Annotated in this window: 16 protein-coding genes; 5 read left to right on the top strand and 11 right to left on the bottom strand. The window is 74.8% G+C overall.

Annotated features, from left to right (window positions below; genetic code table 11):
- Window positions 1-19: 19 nt before the first annotated feature.
- From AB0F18_RS34200 to AB0F18_RS34190, 3 genes are all read right to left on the bottom strand, one after another.
- Window positions 20-478, bottom strand: coding sequence for a MarR family transcriptional regulator (locus AB0F18_RS34200; RefSeq protein ID WP_362067768.1), 459 nt, complete (start codon window positions 476-478; stop codon window positions 20-22).
- A gap of 70 nt (window positions 479-548) precedes the next feature.
- Window positions 549-1,538 (bottom strand): MASE1 domain-containing protein, encoded by a 990-nt coding sequence (locus tag AB0F18_RS34195; RefSeq protein WP_362067772.1) that lies wholly within the window; start codon window positions 1,536-1,538, stop codon window positions 549-551.
- An 81-nt stretch (window positions 1,539-1,619) separates the two neighbouring features.
- The gene (locus AB0F18_RS34190; RefSeq protein ID WP_362067770.1) at window positions 1,620-2,456 is read right to left on the bottom strand and encodes a PP2C family protein-serine/threonine phosphatase; all 837 of its coding nucleotides are present in this window, start codon (window positions 2,454-2,456) and stop codon (window positions 1,620-1,622) included.
- Between the two features lie 424 nt (window positions 2,457-2,880).
- On the opposite strand from AB0F18_RS34190, the gene AB0F18_RS34185 reads away from it, so the two are divergent.
- On the top strand, window positions 2,881-4,149 hold the full coding sequence (locus tag AB0F18_RS34185) for a serine hydrolase domain-containing protein (RefSeq protein WP_362067766.1): 1,269 nt from the start codon (window positions 2,881-2,883) through the stop codon (window positions 4,147-4,149).
- 18 nt (window positions 4,150-4,167) lie between these two features.
- Here AB0F18_RS34185 and AB0F18_RS34180 read toward each other — a convergent pair whose 3' ends face one another.
- Both AB0F18_RS34180 and AB0F18_RS34175 read right to left on the bottom strand, forming a co-directional pair.
- Window positions 4,168-4,866, bottom strand: a complete 699-nt coding sequence (locus tag AB0F18_RS34180; RefSeq protein WP_362067764.1) for a phosphatase PAP2 family protein — start codon at window positions 4,864-4,866, stop codon at window positions 4,168-4,170.
- A gap of 142 nt (window positions 4,867-5,008) precedes the next feature.
- Window positions 5,009-5,533 carry a GNAT family N-acetyltransferase gene (locus AB0F18_RS34175; RefSeq protein ID WP_362067762.1) on the bottom strand — a complete coding sequence of 175 codons (525 nt, stop codon included), beginning with the start codon at window positions 5,531-5,533 and terminating at the stop codon, window positions 5,009-5,011.
- Between the two features lie 174 nt (window positions 5,534-5,707).
- On the opposite strand from AB0F18_RS34175, the gene AB0F18_RS34170 reads away from it, so the two are divergent.
- From AB0F18_RS34170 to AB0F18_RS34155, 4 genes are all read left to right on the top strand, one after another.
- Window positions 5,708-7,282, top strand: coding sequence for an alpha/beta hydrolase (locus tag AB0F18_RS34170; RefSeq protein ID WP_362067760.1), 1,575 nt, complete (start codon window positions 5,708-5,710; stop codon window positions 7,280-7,282).
- Between the two features lie 131 nt (window positions 7,283-7,413).
- Entirely contained in the window at window positions 7,414-7,581 is a 168-nt protein-coding gene (locus AB0F18_RS34165; RefSeq protein WP_362067758.1) for a hypothetical protein, read from the top strand.
- A gap of 96 nt (window positions 7,582-7,677) precedes the next feature.
- Window positions 7,678-8,463: a 3-hydroxybutyrate dehydrogenase gene (locus AB0F18_RS34160; protein WP_362067756.1), complete on the top strand. Its 786-nt coding sequence runs from the start codon at window positions 7,678-7,680 to the stop codon at window positions 8,461-8,463.
- Between the two features lie 75 nt (window positions 8,464-8,538).
- Window positions 8,539-8,841, top strand: coding sequence for a DUF1876 domain-containing protein (locus AB0F18_RS34155; protein WP_362067754.1), 303 nt, complete (start codon window positions 8,539-8,541; stop codon window positions 8,839-8,841).
- A gap of 22 nt (window positions 8,842-8,863) precedes the next feature.
- Here the strand turns inward: AB0F18_RS34155 and hypE are convergent, their stop codons facing one another.
- From hypE to AB0F18_RS34125, 6 genes are read right to left on the bottom strand one after another with little or no spacing between them, the layout of a single operon-like run.
- Complete coding sequence (gene hypE / locus AB0F18_RS34150; protein ID WP_362067752.1) at window positions 8,864-9,925, bottom strand: hydrogenase expression/formation protein HypE; 1,062 nt, start codon at window positions 9,923-9,925, stop codon at window positions 8,864-8,866.
- Window positions 9,918-11,090 (bottom strand): hydrogenase formation protein HypD, encoded by a 1,173-nt coding sequence (gene hypD / locus AB0F18_RS34145; RefSeq protein ID WP_362067750.1) that lies wholly within the window; start codon window positions 11,088-11,090, stop codon window positions 9,918-9,920. Before hypD ends, hypE begins: the two co-directional genes overlap by 8 nt.
- Window positions 11,087-11,425 (bottom strand): HypC/HybG/HupF family hydrogenase formation chaperone, encoded by a 339-nt coding sequence (locus AB0F18_RS34140; protein ID WP_362067748.1) that lies wholly within the window; start codon window positions 11,423-11,425, stop codon window positions 11,087-11,089. Before AB0F18_RS34140 ends, hypD begins: the two co-directional genes overlap by 4 nt.
- Window positions 11,394-13,769 (bottom strand): carbamoyltransferase HypF, encoded by a 2,376-nt coding sequence (hypF, locus tag AB0F18_RS34135; RefSeq protein WP_362067746.1) that lies wholly within the window; start codon window positions 13,767-13,769, stop codon window positions 11,394-11,396. The genes AB0F18_RS34140 and hypF overlap by 32 nt, the downstream gene beginning before the upstream one ends.
- Window positions 13,769-14,569 (bottom strand): hydrogenase nickel incorporation protein HypB, encoded by an 801-nt coding sequence (gene hypB, locus AB0F18_RS34130; protein WP_362067744.1) that lies wholly within the window; start codon window positions 14,567-14,569, stop codon window positions 13,769-13,771. The genes hypF and hypB overlap by 1 nt, the downstream gene beginning before the upstream one ends.
- A 2-nt stretch (window positions 14,570-14,571) precedes the next feature.
- Window positions 14,572-14,949: a hydrogenase maturation nickel metallochaperone HypA gene (locus AB0F18_RS34125; RefSeq protein WP_362067742.1), complete on the bottom strand. Its 378-nt coding sequence runs from the start codon at window positions 14,947-14,949 to the stop codon at window positions 14,572-14,574.
- Between the last annotated feature and the right edge of the window lie 338 nt (window positions 14,950-15,287).

The raw sequence follows: 15,287 nt of genomic DNA, 5'->3' as shown, positions 1-15,287 counted from the left end.
GCCCGCCGCCGGCGGCCGGTCAGGCGCCGGCGGCGTGGTCCTCGGGGAGGCCCGTGCCGCCCAGCCGGGTGAGCAGTCCGCTCAGCTCCTCGATGTCCCCGGCGGCCCACTCGGGGGCGGCGAAGACGTCGGCGGCCACCTGCTCGGCGGCCTTCAGGGCCTGCTCCAGCCGCTCGCGCCCCGCCTCCGTGAGGGCCGCGTACGCCACACGGGCGTCGCGGGCGTCAGCCTCGCGCTCCACGAGTCCGATCCGCTCCAGGGGCGCCAGGCCACGGGTCACGCCCGAGGCGGTGAGCCCCAGCGCCCCGGCGAGGTCCACCCGCCGCATCCGGCCACCCTCGGCCCGTCCCAGGTGCAGCAGCACCAGGAAATCCGCCAGGCTCACCCCGTACAGGGCCCCCAGGCGGGAGTCGAATCGCCGCACCAGGGCGGTCTGGGCCTTCACCAAGCGCAGGGACACATCCAGCGCATCACTCATTGCTACCTCCTTGACTCCTCAAGCATAAGGGAAAAGCTTGCGGAGTCAAGGACATGTGCACCATCCGCCGCTAGAGGGGTCCGCGCGGGCCGTCGTTGCCCCCCGGGCCGTCGTCCCTGCCGCCCGGGGAGAGGTGGGCGACGACCTCGGCGAGTTCCTCGCACGCCTCCTCGATCTTCTGCCGGACGTTGTTCTGCTCGGTGACGAGGGCCGCCAGCAGCAGTCCGGTCAGCGCCGCCGCCCCGTTGAGCGCCTGAAGGTTGACCATGAGCTCCAGGAGGCTGCGGCCGGTGAACGGCCCGGCGTGGTCGGTCGCCGCCCAGATCGACAGGACGGAGACGAGGAATGCGCACGGCGCCGCCCCGGCCAGCTGGAACCGCACGGCGGCCCAGATGAGCAGGGGGAAGACCAGGAACAGCAGGGACAGGGTGCTGTGGGTGGCCACGAGGGTGGCGGCGGCGGTCGCACCCATGAGGGCCACCCCCTCGGCCACGCGGTAGGGGTCGCCGGTCAGCCGGATCCCGCGCAGGGCCAGCAGCAGCGGGGTCCCCAGCAGCACGCCCATGGTGTCCCCCGCCCACCAGGCCGACCAGGTCGACCAGAAGTCGGCCATCGGCAGGTTGCCGGTGAGCACCAGCGTCCAGGTCCCCGCGGTCGCGCTGATCAGCATCGGCAGCAGGCCGCCCAGGAAGACCAGCGCCATCCCGTCCCGGAGCCGGTCCAGCTCGGGGCGGAACCCCGCCCTGCGCAGCAGCAGCCAGGCGCACACCGGGGCCAGCACGTTGCCCGCGACGATGCCCAGGTCGGAGAGGTGGAACGCGGCGAGCCGCTCGATGACGAGGTACGTGCCGAGGGCGATGCCCGGCCAGACCCGCGGGCCGAACCGGAGCAGGGCGGCCAGCGCGATGCCGGTGGGCAGCCACAGGGGGGTGACGATGGCGCCCTCGACCACCACCTGTCGCAGCAGGCCGAGCCTGCCGGTCGCGTAGTAGGCGGCGGCGACGGCGAGGACCAGCAGGAGCGCTTCGCACGGACGTCGCCATTCCAGGGTGCGCACCACAGCATCAGACAACAGCCCGGGCGTCCCGGCCGGGCGTGACACGCGCGAGCGGCCCCGGATGCCGGGCCGGCGGGCCCTGCGTCAGGCCTCTCCCCCGCCCGCACGGTCCGGGCCGTCGCGGCCCTCGTCGCCCTCGTCGTCCTCGTCGCCGTCGTGGCCGTCATAGCTGATGACGAGCACCGCCGCGTCGTCGGCGTGGCCGGTGGAGTCGGCCACCTTCATCACCTCGGCGGCCAGCTCGTCGGGGTCGCCCCCCGCCGCCTCCCGGACGAGCCGGGACACCCGCTCCAGCCCCACCTCGATCGGGAACGGCGGCCCCTCGACCACCCCGTCGGTCAGCAGCACGATGGACCCCGCGGCCGTCAGCCGACGCCGGGTGACCCCGTACCCGGCCCCGGGGACCAGCCCCAGCGGCGGCCCGCCGGGGTCCTCGGCTATGCCGTGGCGGCCGTCGACGGTGGCCCAGACGGCGGGGACGTGGCCCGCCCGGGCACCCTGGAGCTCCCCGGTGCGCGGGTCGAAGCGCAGCAGGCTGCACGTGGCGAACAGCTCGCAGTCCATCGAGAGCAGGACGTCATTGGCCCGGCCGAGCACCTCCCCCGGGTCGGAGACCACGGCCGCCACGGCGCGCAGGCACACCCGGACCTGTCCCATGAAGGCGGCGGCCGCGACGTCGTGCCCCTGGACGTCGCCGATGGAGAAGGCGAGGGCGCCCTCGGGCAGCCGGAAGCCGTCGTACCAGTCACCGCCGATGTCCAGGCCGTGCTGTGCGGGCGCGTACCGGGCCGCGGTGCGCAGACCCGGCAGGACGGGGAGGGAGGCGGGCAGCATCTCGCGCTGGAGGGCCTCGGCCAGCTCGACCCGGGCGTGGTGCAGCTGGGCACCCTCCCGGGCCTGGGCGGTCAGCTGCCCCAGCATGGTCAGCAGATCGGCGCTGCCCGGCCGAGGAGGCCGCCGGCGCGGGGTCACGGACCACTCCGGGGTACGTCCATCTGCCTCTCTGTTTCCGCTGCGCGAAAGACCCAGCCACATCATATTTCGGCTCGGCTCCGGCCGCCCGGCGCCGCGGGGCCACCGCCGGGCGGCCCGGTCCCGTCGGCCGGCGCCTCCCCCGCGCGGGGCCGCCGGTGCCGGGGTCCGGCCGGATCCGCCCTCGTCCCGGCCGTCCGCCCCGCCGGGCGCCGCGCCGACCCGCGCCGGGGTCCTCGTACGAAGGGACAACGAGTTTCGGCCGCAGCGCCGGTGACGGTGTATCAGGCGGTTTCGGGGTTCTGCGTAAGCTCGTGATCACCCGGGCCGCCTCCGGGGCCCGGGAACCGCACCCACCGAGCCGAGGAGCAACGTGCCCCTGTCCGCGAACCGCCGCCCCCTGAACCGACGTCTGGCCGCCGGCGCCGCCCTGCTGGCCGTGGTCGCCGGCGTCGCCCCCGCCACCGCCGCCCAAGCCGCGCCCGTCACCGCCCCCGAGGCCTTCCGCAGCGCGGGTCCCGCCCTGCCGGCACCGGACATGGAGGCCGTCGACCAGGCCCTGCGCAACACCCTCGCCGCCGGCGCCCCGGGCGCGCTGGCCCGGATCACCGAGGGCGGACGCGCACTGAGCGCGACGGAGGGCGTCGGCGACAAGGGCACGGGCGCGGCCATCGACACCCGGGCCCGCTTCCGGGTCGGCAGCGTCACCAAGACGTTCTCGACCGTCGTGCTGCTCCAGCTGGTGGACGAGAAGAAGATCGAGCTGGACACCCCGGTCAACCACTACCTGCCGGGGCTGCTGCCCGACGACCGGATCACCGTGCGGCACCTGCTGAGCCACCGCAGCGGGCTGGCGGACTACACGAACGCGATGTTCGACAAGACCGTACCCGGGTTCGAGGCCGTCCGGAACAGGGTGTTCGGCTACCAGGAGCTCGTGGACCTCTCGCTGGCCGAGCCCAGGACGGCCGAGCCTGGGGCCTCGTACCAGTACTCGAACACCAACTTCGTCGTCGTCGGGATGCTCATCGAGAAGGCCACCGGCAAGCCGGTGGCCAAGGAGTACGACCGCCGCATCATCAAGCCCCTGAAGCTGCGCGACACCGCGTACGTGCACCCCGGCACGGAGATCAAGGGGCTGCACACCCACGGCTACCTCACCCCGGACGAGGCCGGCGCCCCGCTGGTGGACTCCACCGAGCAGACCGTGTCCTGGGCCCAGTCGGCCGGGGCGATGATCTCCACCCCGGCGGACCTCAGCACCTTCATGTCGGCGCTGGTGAGCGGCAGGCTGGTGGCGCCGGAGCTGCTGGACGAGATGCTCGTCATGACCCCCACCGACGCGACGAAGACCCGCTTCTACGGGCTGGGCCTGCGCCGGTACGACCTGTCCTGCGGCACCTCGGTGTACGGGCACACGGGCACGGTGCAGGGCTTCTACACCTACGCGTTCACCACCCGCGACGGCCGGCGCAGCGTCACGGCCATGGCGAACACCTCGAACCAGGGCGCCGCGAACACGGCCCTCGGCGCGACCCTGGAGGGGGCGTTCTGCGGCAAGAAGCCGGCCCCCGCCGCGCAGTCCCGCGGCTTCGCGGCCGCTCCGGCCGACGTGGACCTGCCGGAGCGCAGCACCCGCTGACGGCCTGCCGTCGCGGGCCTAATCCCCGGCGGCCGGCCCGCGGCGGGGCGGGCGGGCGGTGACGGCGGCGAGGGCCAGCCAGGCGGTGGCGAACAGCCAGCCGCCGAGCACGTCGGAGGGCCAGTGCACGCCGAGGTAGACGCGCGTCAGGCCCACCGCAGCCCCCCACACGGCCACCAGTACGGCGAGGGCCGCGACGGCGGCCCGGGGCGGGCCCGGGGAGCCGCGCAGGGCGAGCGCCGCGAGCAGCAGTCCGGCCGTCAGGGCGCTGGTGCTCGCGTGGCCGGACGGGAAGGCCCAGTGGGCGGCGTGGCCGGCCCAGCCGGTCTGCGGGGGCCGGGGGCGGGCGATGACCGACATCACCGTGTACCGCACGGCCTGGCCCGCGCCCAGGCACAGGGCGAACCCGGCCGCCGCCGCGAGCCGTTGCCGGACGGTGTGGCCGGCGTACAGGCCGGCCAGGACGACCAGGACGTACGGAACGGCCCCGGCGCCGGTGGAGGTGACCGCCCGGGCCACGGCCAGGGCGGCGGGCGGCCGGTGGGCGAGGGACCAGGCGTGCGGGCCCGCGTCGCCGGGCAGCGGTCCGGCCGGGACGCTGCTCACCCACAGGGCGAGCAGCGCGAACGCGGTCGAGGCCGCGAGGGCCACCCACACGGCCGGGCGGACGCCCCGGGGGCGGTCCTGCCGCCGTCCGTCGGGGGCGGGGTCGGCCATGGGGCTGCCTCTCACGGTCCTGGCGGGAGCGGCGCGGGCGCGGCCCCGTCCCACTCCCCACGCGTACGGGGTGTACCGCACTGTAGCGAGCGGGGCGCGGGCTACCGCTGTGACCGGCGGGACGGAAGGGGCCGAGTCCCCGTCAAAGGGTGACCCAGTAGCGGCGCTTCGGGCCGACCAGGGTCTCCCGTACGTCCTCCAGTACGCCGCCGGCCCGCTCGATGGTGCGCGCCGAGGCCTCGTTGCCCGGGTCGCAGGTCAGCAGGACCCGGTCCATGCCCATGAGGCGGGCCTCGTGCAGGACCCGGCCCAGCGCCCAGCCGGCCAGGCCGCGCCGGCGCGCCGAGGGGCGGACGCTGTAGCCGATGTGGCCGCCCGCGTCGAGGAGGAAGGCGTTGAGGTAGTGCCGCAGGTCGATGGCGCCGAGGTAGGTGTCGCCCTCGGTGATCCACCAGTAGGTGGCGTGGACGCGGCCCTGTTCGACGGACGCGGTGCGGTCCGCCTGTCGGCGCAGGCGTTCGGTCCAGGCAGCGAACCCCTCGGGGGTGTCCACGTCGTCGTCGGAGCCCAGTCCGGCGCCGTCCATGTGGGCGTCGGCCCCCCACTCGGCCTGTGCGGCGAGCCAGGAGGAGTGCAGGCGGGGGGCGGGCGTGATCAGCTCGGGCATGCCCCCGACCGTAACAGTCCGAACATCCGACGGTTCAGATCCGATTCCTGACCCGTCGCGCCCGCCCCGGCGCCGCGGCACCGACCCCGGAAGTTCCGGCCGGAACCCGATCGGATAGTTTGCCATCTGTTTACCCGACGGCGCCGAATCCGCCCACGCCCCAGGAGCTCCCGCATGCCCCACCCCATACGCCGCCCCGCACGGACGGCGGCCCTGGCCGCCGCCTCGCTGCTGGCGGTCCCCGCCCTGGCGGCCTGCAGTTCCGGCGCCGGGGCGCCGGCGGCGGCGAAGCCCTCGGCCCCGGCCACCGCGTCCGCTGCGGCCCCGCCGGCCGCGCTGCCCGCCGCCCTGACCGGACAGAAGCCGAACTGGACCCCCTGCCCCGCGCCGTCCACGGCACAGGGCGGCGGCAAGGCGCCCGGCGCGGGCTGGGAATGCGCCACCATGAAGGCGCCCCTGGACTACGCCAAGCCCGACGGCGAGACCCTGGACGTGGCGCTGATCCGCAAGAAGGCCACGGACGCCGGCAAGCGCCTCGGCTCGCTGGTGTACAACTTCGGCGGGCCCGGGGCCTCCGGCGTCAGTACGCTCCCCCAGGCGGCGGACGACTACGAGAAGCTGGGCGCCGTCTACGACCTGGTCAGCTTCGACCCGCGCGGCGTGGGCAACACGGCGGCGGTCGTCTGCCTGGACGACAAGACCCTGGACGAGGGGCCCCGCCCCTCCGACGACCCGCTCGACGCCGTCCGGACGTACACGCAGGCCTGCGAGCGGAACTCCGCCAAGGTCCTCCCCCACGTCGGCACGGCCGACACCGCCCGCGACATGGACCTGCTGCGGCAGGTGCTCGGCGACCGGAAGCTCAACTACTTCGGCATCTCCTACGGCACCCAGCTGGGCGGCGTCTACGCCCACCTGTTCCCGAAGAACGTCGGCCGCACCGTCTTCGACGCCGTGGTCGACCCCACCTCGGACGAGCTCCAGGCGGGCCTCGGCCAGGCCAAGGGGTTCCAGCAGGCGCTGGAGCACGCCATGGAGTACTGCCGCCAGAAGTACGCCGCCGACTGCCCCACCGGCGCCGACACCGCCGAAGGCAACCGGCGGATCGGCGACCTGCTGAAGAAGCTGGAGACCGAGCCCGCGCCCACGAAGAGCGGCCGCAGGCTCAACTCCGACCAGGCGCTCACCGGGATCGCCGCCAGCCTCTACGACAAGCAGACCTGGGACTACCTCGTCCAGGGGCTGGGAGAGCTGCGCCGGGCCGGCACCGGGAACCTCCTGCTCGCCCTCGCGGACGCCTACGGCGGACGCGACCGGGACGGCCACTACGACAACAGCGACGCCGCCCACACGGCGATCGGCTGCGCCGACACCAGCCGCCGTTACACCGTGGAGGAGATGCGGGCCCAGGAGCCCGCCTTCCGCTCGGCCTCCCCGGTCTTCGGCCCGTCCATGGCCAAGGGGCTGCTCGCCTGCACGCAGTGGCCGGTGCGCGGTACGGCCGACAGGCCGCAGGTCGCCGCCGAGGGTGCGGCCCCGATCCTCGTCGTCGGCAACACCGGCGACCCGGCCACCCCGGTCGAGGGCGCGAAGCGGATGGCCGACGCGCTCGGCCGCGGGGTCGGCGTCAACCTGACGGTGAAGGGCGAGGGGCACGGCGTCTACGGGAACAACGCCTGCGCGACCAAGGCCGTCGACGCCTTCCTCGTCGACGGCACCGCGCCGGCCGACGGAACCGTCTGCTCCTGAATTCCGCTTTGCCCCCTGTTCCGGCCTTTGCCCCGGCGCCCGCACCGACCTGTGTTCGGGTGCCGGGATTCCGCCACCTACACTTGTGCCGCCCGGCCGCCGGTGCCGGCTTCAGGGGAGCGACGTCCTAAGTGAGCAGCACCAGCAGTGAAGCGCCGATCTACGACCGGCTCGTACGCGAGCGCGGCGATGTCCCGGGGCAGGTCCGCCGGGAGGCGGAGGAGATCCTCCACCACCTGGCACAGGTGATGGCGGGCCGGCCCCCGTCGGGCGGTCTGCCGGGCTGGCGGACCTCGTAACCGCTCTTCCCGTGGCGGTGTCCGCCATGGACGGCGGACCGACTGTGGTGGCGGCACACATCGGCACCGGCGGCGCCGGTCCCTAACGTTCGGACCATGACGAGCGGATCATCGAGCATCGCGTCCGACGGCACCGGGACCGCGCTGGCCGGCCGGGTGGCGCTGGTGACGGGCGGTGGCAGCGGCATCGGGCGCGCCTGCGCCGTGGCACTGGCCGGCGCCGGGGCCTTCGTGCACGTGGTGGACGTCGACGCGGAGGCGGCCGTGGCCGTGGCGGAACGGATCGGCGGGACGGCCCATCCGGCCGACCTCGCCGACCCCGCCGCCGTGGACGCCCTGCCGGCCGGCGTGGACATCCTGGTCAACAGCGCGGGGCTGCAACACGTCGCGCCCATCGAGGAGTTCCCGCCGGAGCGGTTCGAACTGATCCAGCGGGTGATGGTGCACGCCCCGTTCCTGCTGCTGCGCCGGATCCTGCCGCACATGTACGGGCGGGGGTGGGGACGGGTCGTCAACATCTCCAGCGTGCACGGGCTGCGGGCCAGCGCCTTCAAGTCCGGCTACGTGGCCGCCAAGCACGCGCTGGAGGGGCTCAGCAAGGTCACCGCCCTGGAGGGCGCCCGGCACGGGGTGACGAGCAACTGCGTGAACCCCGGCTACGTCCGCACCCCGCTGGTGGAGCGGCAGATCGCCGCCCAGGCCGTGGCGCACGGGATCCCCGCCGAGCGCGTGGTCGAGGAGGTCCTGCTGCGCGGCTCCGCGATCAAGCGGCTGATCGAGCCGGAGGAGGTGGCCGCGGTCGCCCTGTGGCTGTGCGGCCCGCACACCGGGCACGTCACCGGCGCCTCGCTGCCGATGGACGGCGGCTGGACCGCCGCCTGACCCCTGAGGCGCGCTTTGCGCGGGGCCCGGGCGGGGGGATCCTGGAACGGGGGCCAGGCACGGAGGAGGCACGCCATGACGCACGCCGAGGAGTGGAGGGTGGACCTCTACCTCGTGGAGGAGGACGGCACGACCAGGGCCCGGGCCGTGCTCGACAACGGGAGGACCACGATGACCGGCAGCGGCCGGGCCCGGTGCAATCCGCAGGACGTGGACGTCCCCGCCATCGGCGACGAGCTGGCCGCGAGCCGGGCGATGCGCGACCTGTCCGCCCAGCTGATGCGGGCCGCCGACCGCGACCTGGCCGCGGTGGGCGCCGTACCGGCCCCGCCGCGCACCGGCTACGGCTGGCCGGACGACGCCCGCCCGGAGAAGTAGCCGGGCGGGCGGCGGGTCCCGGTCAGCAGATGCGGGGCAGCTGCTCCCCCAGCGGCAGGTCCACCACCCGGGTGCCGCCGAGGCCGGTACGGGCCACGACCAGACCCGGGTGCGCCTCCACGGCCTCGCCGATCACCGCCGCGTGCCGGCCCAGCGGGTGGGCCCGCATGGCGTCGAGGACGGCCTCGGCGTGCTCGCGGGGGACGAAGGCGACCAGCTTGCCCTCGTTGGCCACGTACAGCGGGTCCAGGCCGAGGATCGCGCAGGTGTTCGCGACGGCCGCCGGGACCGGGACGCGCCCCTCGTGCAGGACGACGCCGGCGCCGGAGGCGGCCGCGATCTCGTTCAGGGCGGCCGCGAGCCCGCCGCGGGTGGGGTCGCGCAGGACGTGCAGGTCCGGGGTGACCGCGAGCATCGCCCGCACGAGACCGCCCAGGGCCGCGCAGTCGCTCTCGACGTCCACGCCGAACTCCAGCCCCTCCCGGACGCTCATGATCGCCACTCCGTGCAGGCCGATCTCCCCGCTGACGATCACGACGTCGCCGGGTACGACGCGCTGCGCGCGCAGGTCCACCCCGTCGGGGATCAGCCCGATCCCGGCGGTGTTGAGGTAGATCCCGTCGCCGCGGCCCGCCTCGACGACCTTGGTGTCGCCGGTGGCGACCTCCACGCCCGCCGCCCGCGCGGCGGCCCCCATGTCCTGGGCGACCCGCGCCACGGTGGCCGTCTCGACGCCCTCTTCGAGGATGAACCCGCAGGACAGGTAGGAGGCCGTCGCCCCGCTCATGGCCAGGTCGTTCACCGTGCCGTTGACCCCCAGGTGGCCGATGCTCCCGCCCGGGAAGAACAGCGGCCGCACCACGTAGGAGTCGGTGGAGAAGGCCAGCCGGACCCCGCCGAGGCGCAGGGCCGCGGAGTCGCCGAGCTGCGCCAGCGCCTCGCCGCCGAACGCCGGCGCGAACAGGTGCTGGACCAGCTCCGCCGACAGGGCCCCGCCGCCGCCGTGGCCCATCACCACGCGGGGCCGGTCGCGCAGGGGGGCCGGGCAGGTCCAGCCGGTGACGTCGAGTGCGGTCTCAGACAACGGGGCTCGCCTCCAGCGGGGCGGTCGGGGCGGTGGGCTGGGCCGGGGTGGTGGCGGGCCGGGCGGGCGCGGGCCCGAGCTCCAGGCGCCGGTAGAGGTAGTACGCGGCGCAGGCCCCCTCGCTGGAGACCATGGTGGCGCCCAGCGGGTTGCGCGGGGTGCACAGGGTGCCGAAGGCCTCGCACTCGTGCGGCTTCAGCAGCCCCTGGAGCACCTCCCCGCTGCGGCAGGCGGCCGGTTCGCGGGTGGTGATCCCGGTGACGGAGAAGCGGTGCTCGGCGTCGTACTCCCGGAACCGTTCCGACAGCCGCCAGCCGCTGTCCGGGATGACGCCGATACCGCGCCAGGCCCGGTCGGTGACCTCGAAGACGTCCGCCAGCATGGCGAGCGCGGCCGGGTTGCCCTCGGGGCGGACGGCGCGCGGGTAGGCGTTCTCGACGGTGTGCTCGCCCCGCTCCAGCTGCCGTACGGCCCGCCGTACGCCTTCGAGGATGTCCAGCGGTTCGAAGCCGGTCACGACGATCGGGACGCGGTGGCGGGCCGCGAGGTCCGGGTACTCGGCGGTGCCCATGACGCTGCACACGTGTCCGGCGGCGAGGAAGCCCTGGACCCGGCAGCTGGGCGAGCGCATGATCGCCTCGATGGCCGGGGGGACCCGGACGTGGGAGACGAGCAGGCTGAAGTTGGTGATGCCGAGCTTCCTGGCCTGGTACACCGTCATGGCGTTGGGCGGGGCGGTGGTCTCGAAACCGATGCCGAAGAAGACCACCTCGCGGTCCGGGTTCTGCCGGGCGACCTTCAGGGCGTCGAGGGGCGAGTACACCACCCGTACGTCGCCGCCCTCGCCGCGCACCTGGAAGAGGTCGCGGCCGGTGCCGGGGACGCGGAGCATGTCCCCGAAGGAGCAGAAGATCACCTCGGGGCGGGAGGCGATCTCCAGGGCCTTGTCGATGACCTCCAGCGGGGTGACGCACACCGGGCAGCCGGGGCCGTGGATCAACTCCACCTGTTCCGAGAGGAGTTGGTCGATGCCGTGCCGGATGATGGTGTGGGTCTGGCCTCCGCAGACCTCCATCAGCGCCCAGGGGCGGGTCACGGTGGAGTGGATGTCGTCGAGGAGCCTGCGGGCGAGGCCGGGGTCCTGGAATTCCTCGATGTACTTCACGGCCGGACTTCCTTCCGCGTCGTCGTCGCCGCCGGCCCGTCCTCGCCGAAGGGCCCTTCCTCGTCGCCGAGCCGGGCGGCCTGCTCCCATGGGTCGCCGAACTCCTCCTGGAGCATGCCGAGTTCGGCGAAGAGGTCGAGGGTCTTGCGAGCCGATTCCTCGTCGAGCCGCTGGAGGGCGAAGCCCACGTGCACGATGGCGTACTCGCCCACCCGGAGGTCCGGGAGGTACTCCAGGCACACCTCCTTCTGTACGCCGCCGAAGTCGACGGTGGCCATGCGGGTGCCGTCCCTCTCTCCGATCTCAAGCACTCTGCCGGGAACCGCCAGGCACATGGGCCTCTCCTTGTGGTGGGTGTGCGGTGGCGGCCGCGGCCGCCACCATGAGCTGGCCGAGCGCCAGTCCGCCGTCGTTCGGCGGGACCCGGTGCTGGCGCAGGACGGTGAACCCCCGTGCGCGCAGCGTCCGGGCGCACGCGGAGGAGAGGAGGGTGTTGCAGAAGACCCCGCCGGTCAGGGCGACGGTGTCCAGGCCGTGCCGGGCGCGGGCGAGCTCGCAGAGGTCGGTGACGAGGCCGGCGACCGCCGCGTGGAAGCGGGCGGCGATCAGCGGACGGTCCGTGCCGGCCCGCAGGTCGGCGACCGCGGCGGCCAGTACCGGCGCCGGGTCCGCGACGACCGGCCCCGCCGTGCCGGCCGGGGGGACGCGCAGCCCGAAGGTGTACGCCCGCCGGTCCGGGGGCGCCTGCAGGGCGGCGGCCTCCAGTTCGACGGCGGCCTGGGCCTCGTACCCGGCGTACTGGCAGACACCCGCCAGGGAGGAGACGGCATCGAAGAGCCGGCCCATGCTGGAGGTGGGCGCGCAGTTCAGCCCCCGTTCCACCTGGGTCTCCAGCACCCGCAGTTCGTCCGGCGGGCAGGCGGCCACGCAGGGCAGGTCCGGCGTCCGGGCGAGACCGGCGGCGCGCAGGTGGGACAGGGCCATGCGGTACGGGCGGCGGACGGCGGCGTCGCCGCCGGGCAGCGGGACGTAGGCGAGGTGGGCGAACCGGGTGTACCCGGCGTAGTCCGCGAGGAGGACCTCCCCGCCCCACACCGCGCCGTCGTCCCCGTAGCCGGTGCCGTCGAAGGCGACGCCGATCACCCGGCGGCCGCCGTCGTGGCCGTGTTCGGCCAGCGCGGAGGCGATGTGCGCGTGGTGGTGCTGTACGGGGACCAGGGGGCGGCCCGCCGCCTGGTCGCGGGCCCAGCGGCCGGAGCGGTAGGCGGGGTGCCGGTCGGCGGCGAGCAGCGCGGGGGCGACTCCGGTCAGGGCCGACAGCTGCCGCTGCGCGTGGGCGAAGGCGTCCTGGGTGGCCAGGTCGTCCATGTCGCCGATGTGGGCGGAGAGCCAGGCCCGGCGGCCCTCGCCGAGGCAGAAGGCGTTCTTGAGGTCGCCGCCGGTGGCGAGGGTGGCCGGGACCGGGAGCGGGAGGGTGAGGGGCAGCGGGGCGTAGCCGCGCGAGCGCCGCAGGAGGAGCGGTTCGCCGTCGCAGACCCGGACCACGGAGTCGTCGCAGGGGACGTGGATGGGCCGGTCGTGGGTGAGCCAGGCGTCGGCGAGGCCGGCGAGGCGTTCCAGGGCCTCGGCGTCGTCGGTGACGATGGGCTCGCCGGAGAGGTTGCCGCTGGTCATCACGAGCAGGCGGGGGCCCGGGGGGTCGCCGGGCAGGCCCAGCAGGAGGTGGTGGACGGGGGTGTACGGCAGCATCACCCCGAGGTCGGGGCTGCCGGGGGCGACGGCGTCCGCGACCCCGGGCGCGGTGGCGCGGCGTCGCAGCAGGACGATGGGGCGGACCGTGCCGGTGAGCAGCTCCCGCTCCTCGGGGCCGAGTTCGGCCAGTGCTTCGACGTCGGCGGGGGTGCGGGCCATGAGGGCGAACGGCTTGTCCCCGCGTTCCTTGCGGCGGCGCAGGGCGGCCACCGCCGCGGCGTTCCCGGCGTCGCAGGCGAGGTGGTAGCCGCCGAGGCCCTTGACGGCCAGAACGGCTCCCGCGGACAGCAGCCGGCGGGCCTCGGCGACCGGGTCGGCGGCGGGGACCTCGCGGGGCGGGCGCCCGGCGAGCAGGCGCAGCCGGGGGCCGCAGGCCGGGCAGGCGACGGGCTGGGCGTGGAAGCGGCGGTCGGCGGGGTCGGCGTACTCGCGGGCGCAGTCGGGGCACAGGGGGAAGCGGGCCATGGTGGTGTGGGCGCGGTCGTAGGGCAGCCCGGTGACGATGGTGAAGCGCGGTCCGCAGTGCGTACAGGTGATGAAGGGGTGGCGGTGGCGGCGGTCGGCCGGGTCCGCGAGTTCGGCGAGGCAGTCGGCGCAGGTGGCGGTGTCCGGGGAGACGAGGGTGCGGGGCGGGCCGTCGCCGGAGCGGGAGGCGACGATGGTGAAGCCGGCGGTGCCCGTGACGGGGACCGGGCGGTGGTCGACCGTGTCGACGACCGCCAGGGGCGGGGCGTCGGCGGCGAGGCGCTCGCAGAACGCCGCCACCGCCGCCGGGGCGCCCTCGACCTCGGCGATCACGCCGTCGGGGGTGTTCGTGACGTGGCCGGCCAGGCCGAGGGTGGTGGCGCGGGTGTACACGTAGGGGCGGAAGCCGACGCCCTGGACCACGCCGCGGATGGTGACGTGGCGGCGTTCCGCGGGCTCCATCAGCGGGGTCCGCCCGTGGGGGCGGTGACCGGGGGCGGGGGCCCTGCGGGGCTGTTCCGGGGCTCGATGGGGCCGTGGTCGTGGTCATGGGTGTGGTGGTGGGTCGCTCGGGGTTCCCGGGACATCACCGGGATGTGGGGGCCGGCGCCGGAGGCGAGGGTCAGGGCGTGTTCGAGGAGGAGGCCCGTGCCTTCTCCCCCGCGGGACGAGGTCCGGAGGACCTCCACACCGGGGTTGACCCGCTGGACGTTCGCCCGGAAGGCCCCCTCGTCGAACTCGACGGCCTCCGCGATGTCCGTCTTGGTGATGACCACCAGCTGGGCCAGCCCGAAGGCGGTCGGGTACTTGAGGGGCTTGTCCTCGCCCTCCGTCACCGAGGCCAGTACCACGCGGAGGGACTCCCCCAGGTCGTACGAGGCCGGGCAGACCAGGTTGCCGACGTTCTCGATGAACAGGAGGCGGGTGTCCTCGGGGAGCCAGCCGTCCAAGTGGCGGCCCAGCATGCCGGCTTCGAGGTGGCACAGGCCGTCGGTGAGGACCTGTCTGACCGGGACGCCCGAACGGGCCAGCCGTGTCGCGTCGTTCTCCGTCGCCAGGTCGGCGGTGAGTGCGGCCACGGGCACGCCGCGCTCCCGGGCGAGCGTCAGTTCGCGTTCCAGCAGGGCCGTCTTCCCGCTGCCGGGGCTGGAGAGCAGGTTGACCACCACCGTTCCGCGGGCGGTGAGTTCGGCGCGCAGGGCTTGTGCGGCACCGTCGTTCTTCGCGAGCACCGCTTGTCGCAGGTCGACCACTCGGCACACGGTCAGGCCTCCTCGGGGATCGGTTCGAGGGCGTCTTCCCAGACCACGCTGAGGATCCGCAGTTCGCGCCCCGTCAGGAGCTCGACGGCGGTGGCCCTCCCGCAGCCGGGGCAGCGGAGGTCGGGGGGCATGCCGACGGCCCACTCCCCCGTGCAGGACGCACAGCGGGCGCGGGCCGCCACGGAGCGGGTGACCAGTTCGGCGCCTTCCAGGGGCGTGGCGGTGCAGGCGAGTTCGAAGCAGAAGGCCAGCGCGTCGGCGACGACACCGGCCAGCTCCCCGATCTCCAGCTCCACGCGGCTCACGGAGCGTGCCGCTCCGTCCCGGGCCGCCTCCGCCACCTGGTCCACGACGGCCATGGCGATCGACATCTCGTGCATCGGACTCCGTCCTGCCGGGCCTCATTACAGCGGCAGGCCGCAGACGGCGGGGGCGGGCGCGCCGACGCACCGCCCGCCCCGTACTCCGTTCGGACCTGGGACGCGGTCCCGGGACGCGTGCTCCGGGCCGCTCCTCACATCCGGCGAATCCGCAGGTAGCGCTTCAGGTCGGGGAGCGTCTGCGCGAGTACGGCGACCAGGGCCAGCGCCGCGGCTCCGCAGAAGACGGCCTTCTTCATGGGGTTCTCCGTAAGTTGATAGGCGGCCCGGGAGGGCCGGATGTGGCTTATGGGGTCTTGCCTTCAGTGGCTCCTGAGGAGTGGCCGTCCGGCTCTCCG

The sequence above is a fragment of the Streptomyces sp. NPDC029216 genome, assembly GCF_040648015.1.
In the GTDB taxonomy this organism is placed as follows: Bacteria; Actinomycetota; Actinomycetes; order Streptomycetales; family Streptomycetaceae; genus Streptomyces.
This window is presented reverse-complemented; position numbering and strand designations above follow the sequence as displayed.

Excerpts from the sequence above, each read along its gene's own strand:
- hypF (WP_362067746.1), bottom strand. The coding sequence starts at position 13,769 with ATGGAGCCCGCGGAACGCCGCCACGTCACCATCCGCGGCGTGGTCCAG.
- AB0F18_RS34200 (WP_362067768.1), bottom strand. The coding sequence starts at position 478 with ATGAGTGATGCGCTGGATGTGTCCCTGCGCTTGGTGAAGGCCCAGACC.
- AB0F18_RS34160 (WP_362067756.1), top strand. The coding sequence starts at position 7,678 with ATGACGAGCGGATCATCGAGCATCGCGTCCGACGGCACCGGGACCGCG.
- AB0F18_RS34125 (WP_362067742.1), bottom strand. The coding sequence starts at position 14,949 with ATGCACGAGATGTCGATCGCCATGGCCGTCGTGGACCAGGTGGCGGAG.
- AB0F18_RS34175 (WP_362067762.1), bottom strand. The coding sequence starts at position 5,533 with ATGCCCGAGCTGATCACGCCCGCCCCCCGCCTGCACTCCTCCTGGCTC.
- AB0F18_RS34190 (WP_362067770.1), bottom strand. The coding sequence starts at position 2,456 with ATGCTGGGGCAGCTGACCGCCCAGGCCCGGGAGGGTGCCCAGCTGCAC.
- AB0F18_RS34170 (WP_362067760.1), top strand. The coding sequence starts at position 5,708 with ATGCCCCACCCCATACGCCGCCCCGCACGGACGGCGGCCCTGGCCGCC.
- AB0F18_RS34140 (WP_362067748.1), bottom strand. The coding sequence starts at position 11,425 with ATGTGCCTGGCGGTTCCCGGCAGAGTGCTTGAGATCGGAGAGAGGGAC.
- AB0F18_RS34180 (WP_362067764.1), bottom strand. The coding sequence starts at position 4,866 with ATGGCCGACCCCGCCCCCGACGGACGGCGGCAGGACCGCCCCCGGGGC.
- AB0F18_RS34155 (WP_362067754.1), top strand. The coding sequence starts at position 8,539 with ATGACGCACGCCGAGGAGTGGAGGGTGGACCTCTACCTCGTGGAGGAG.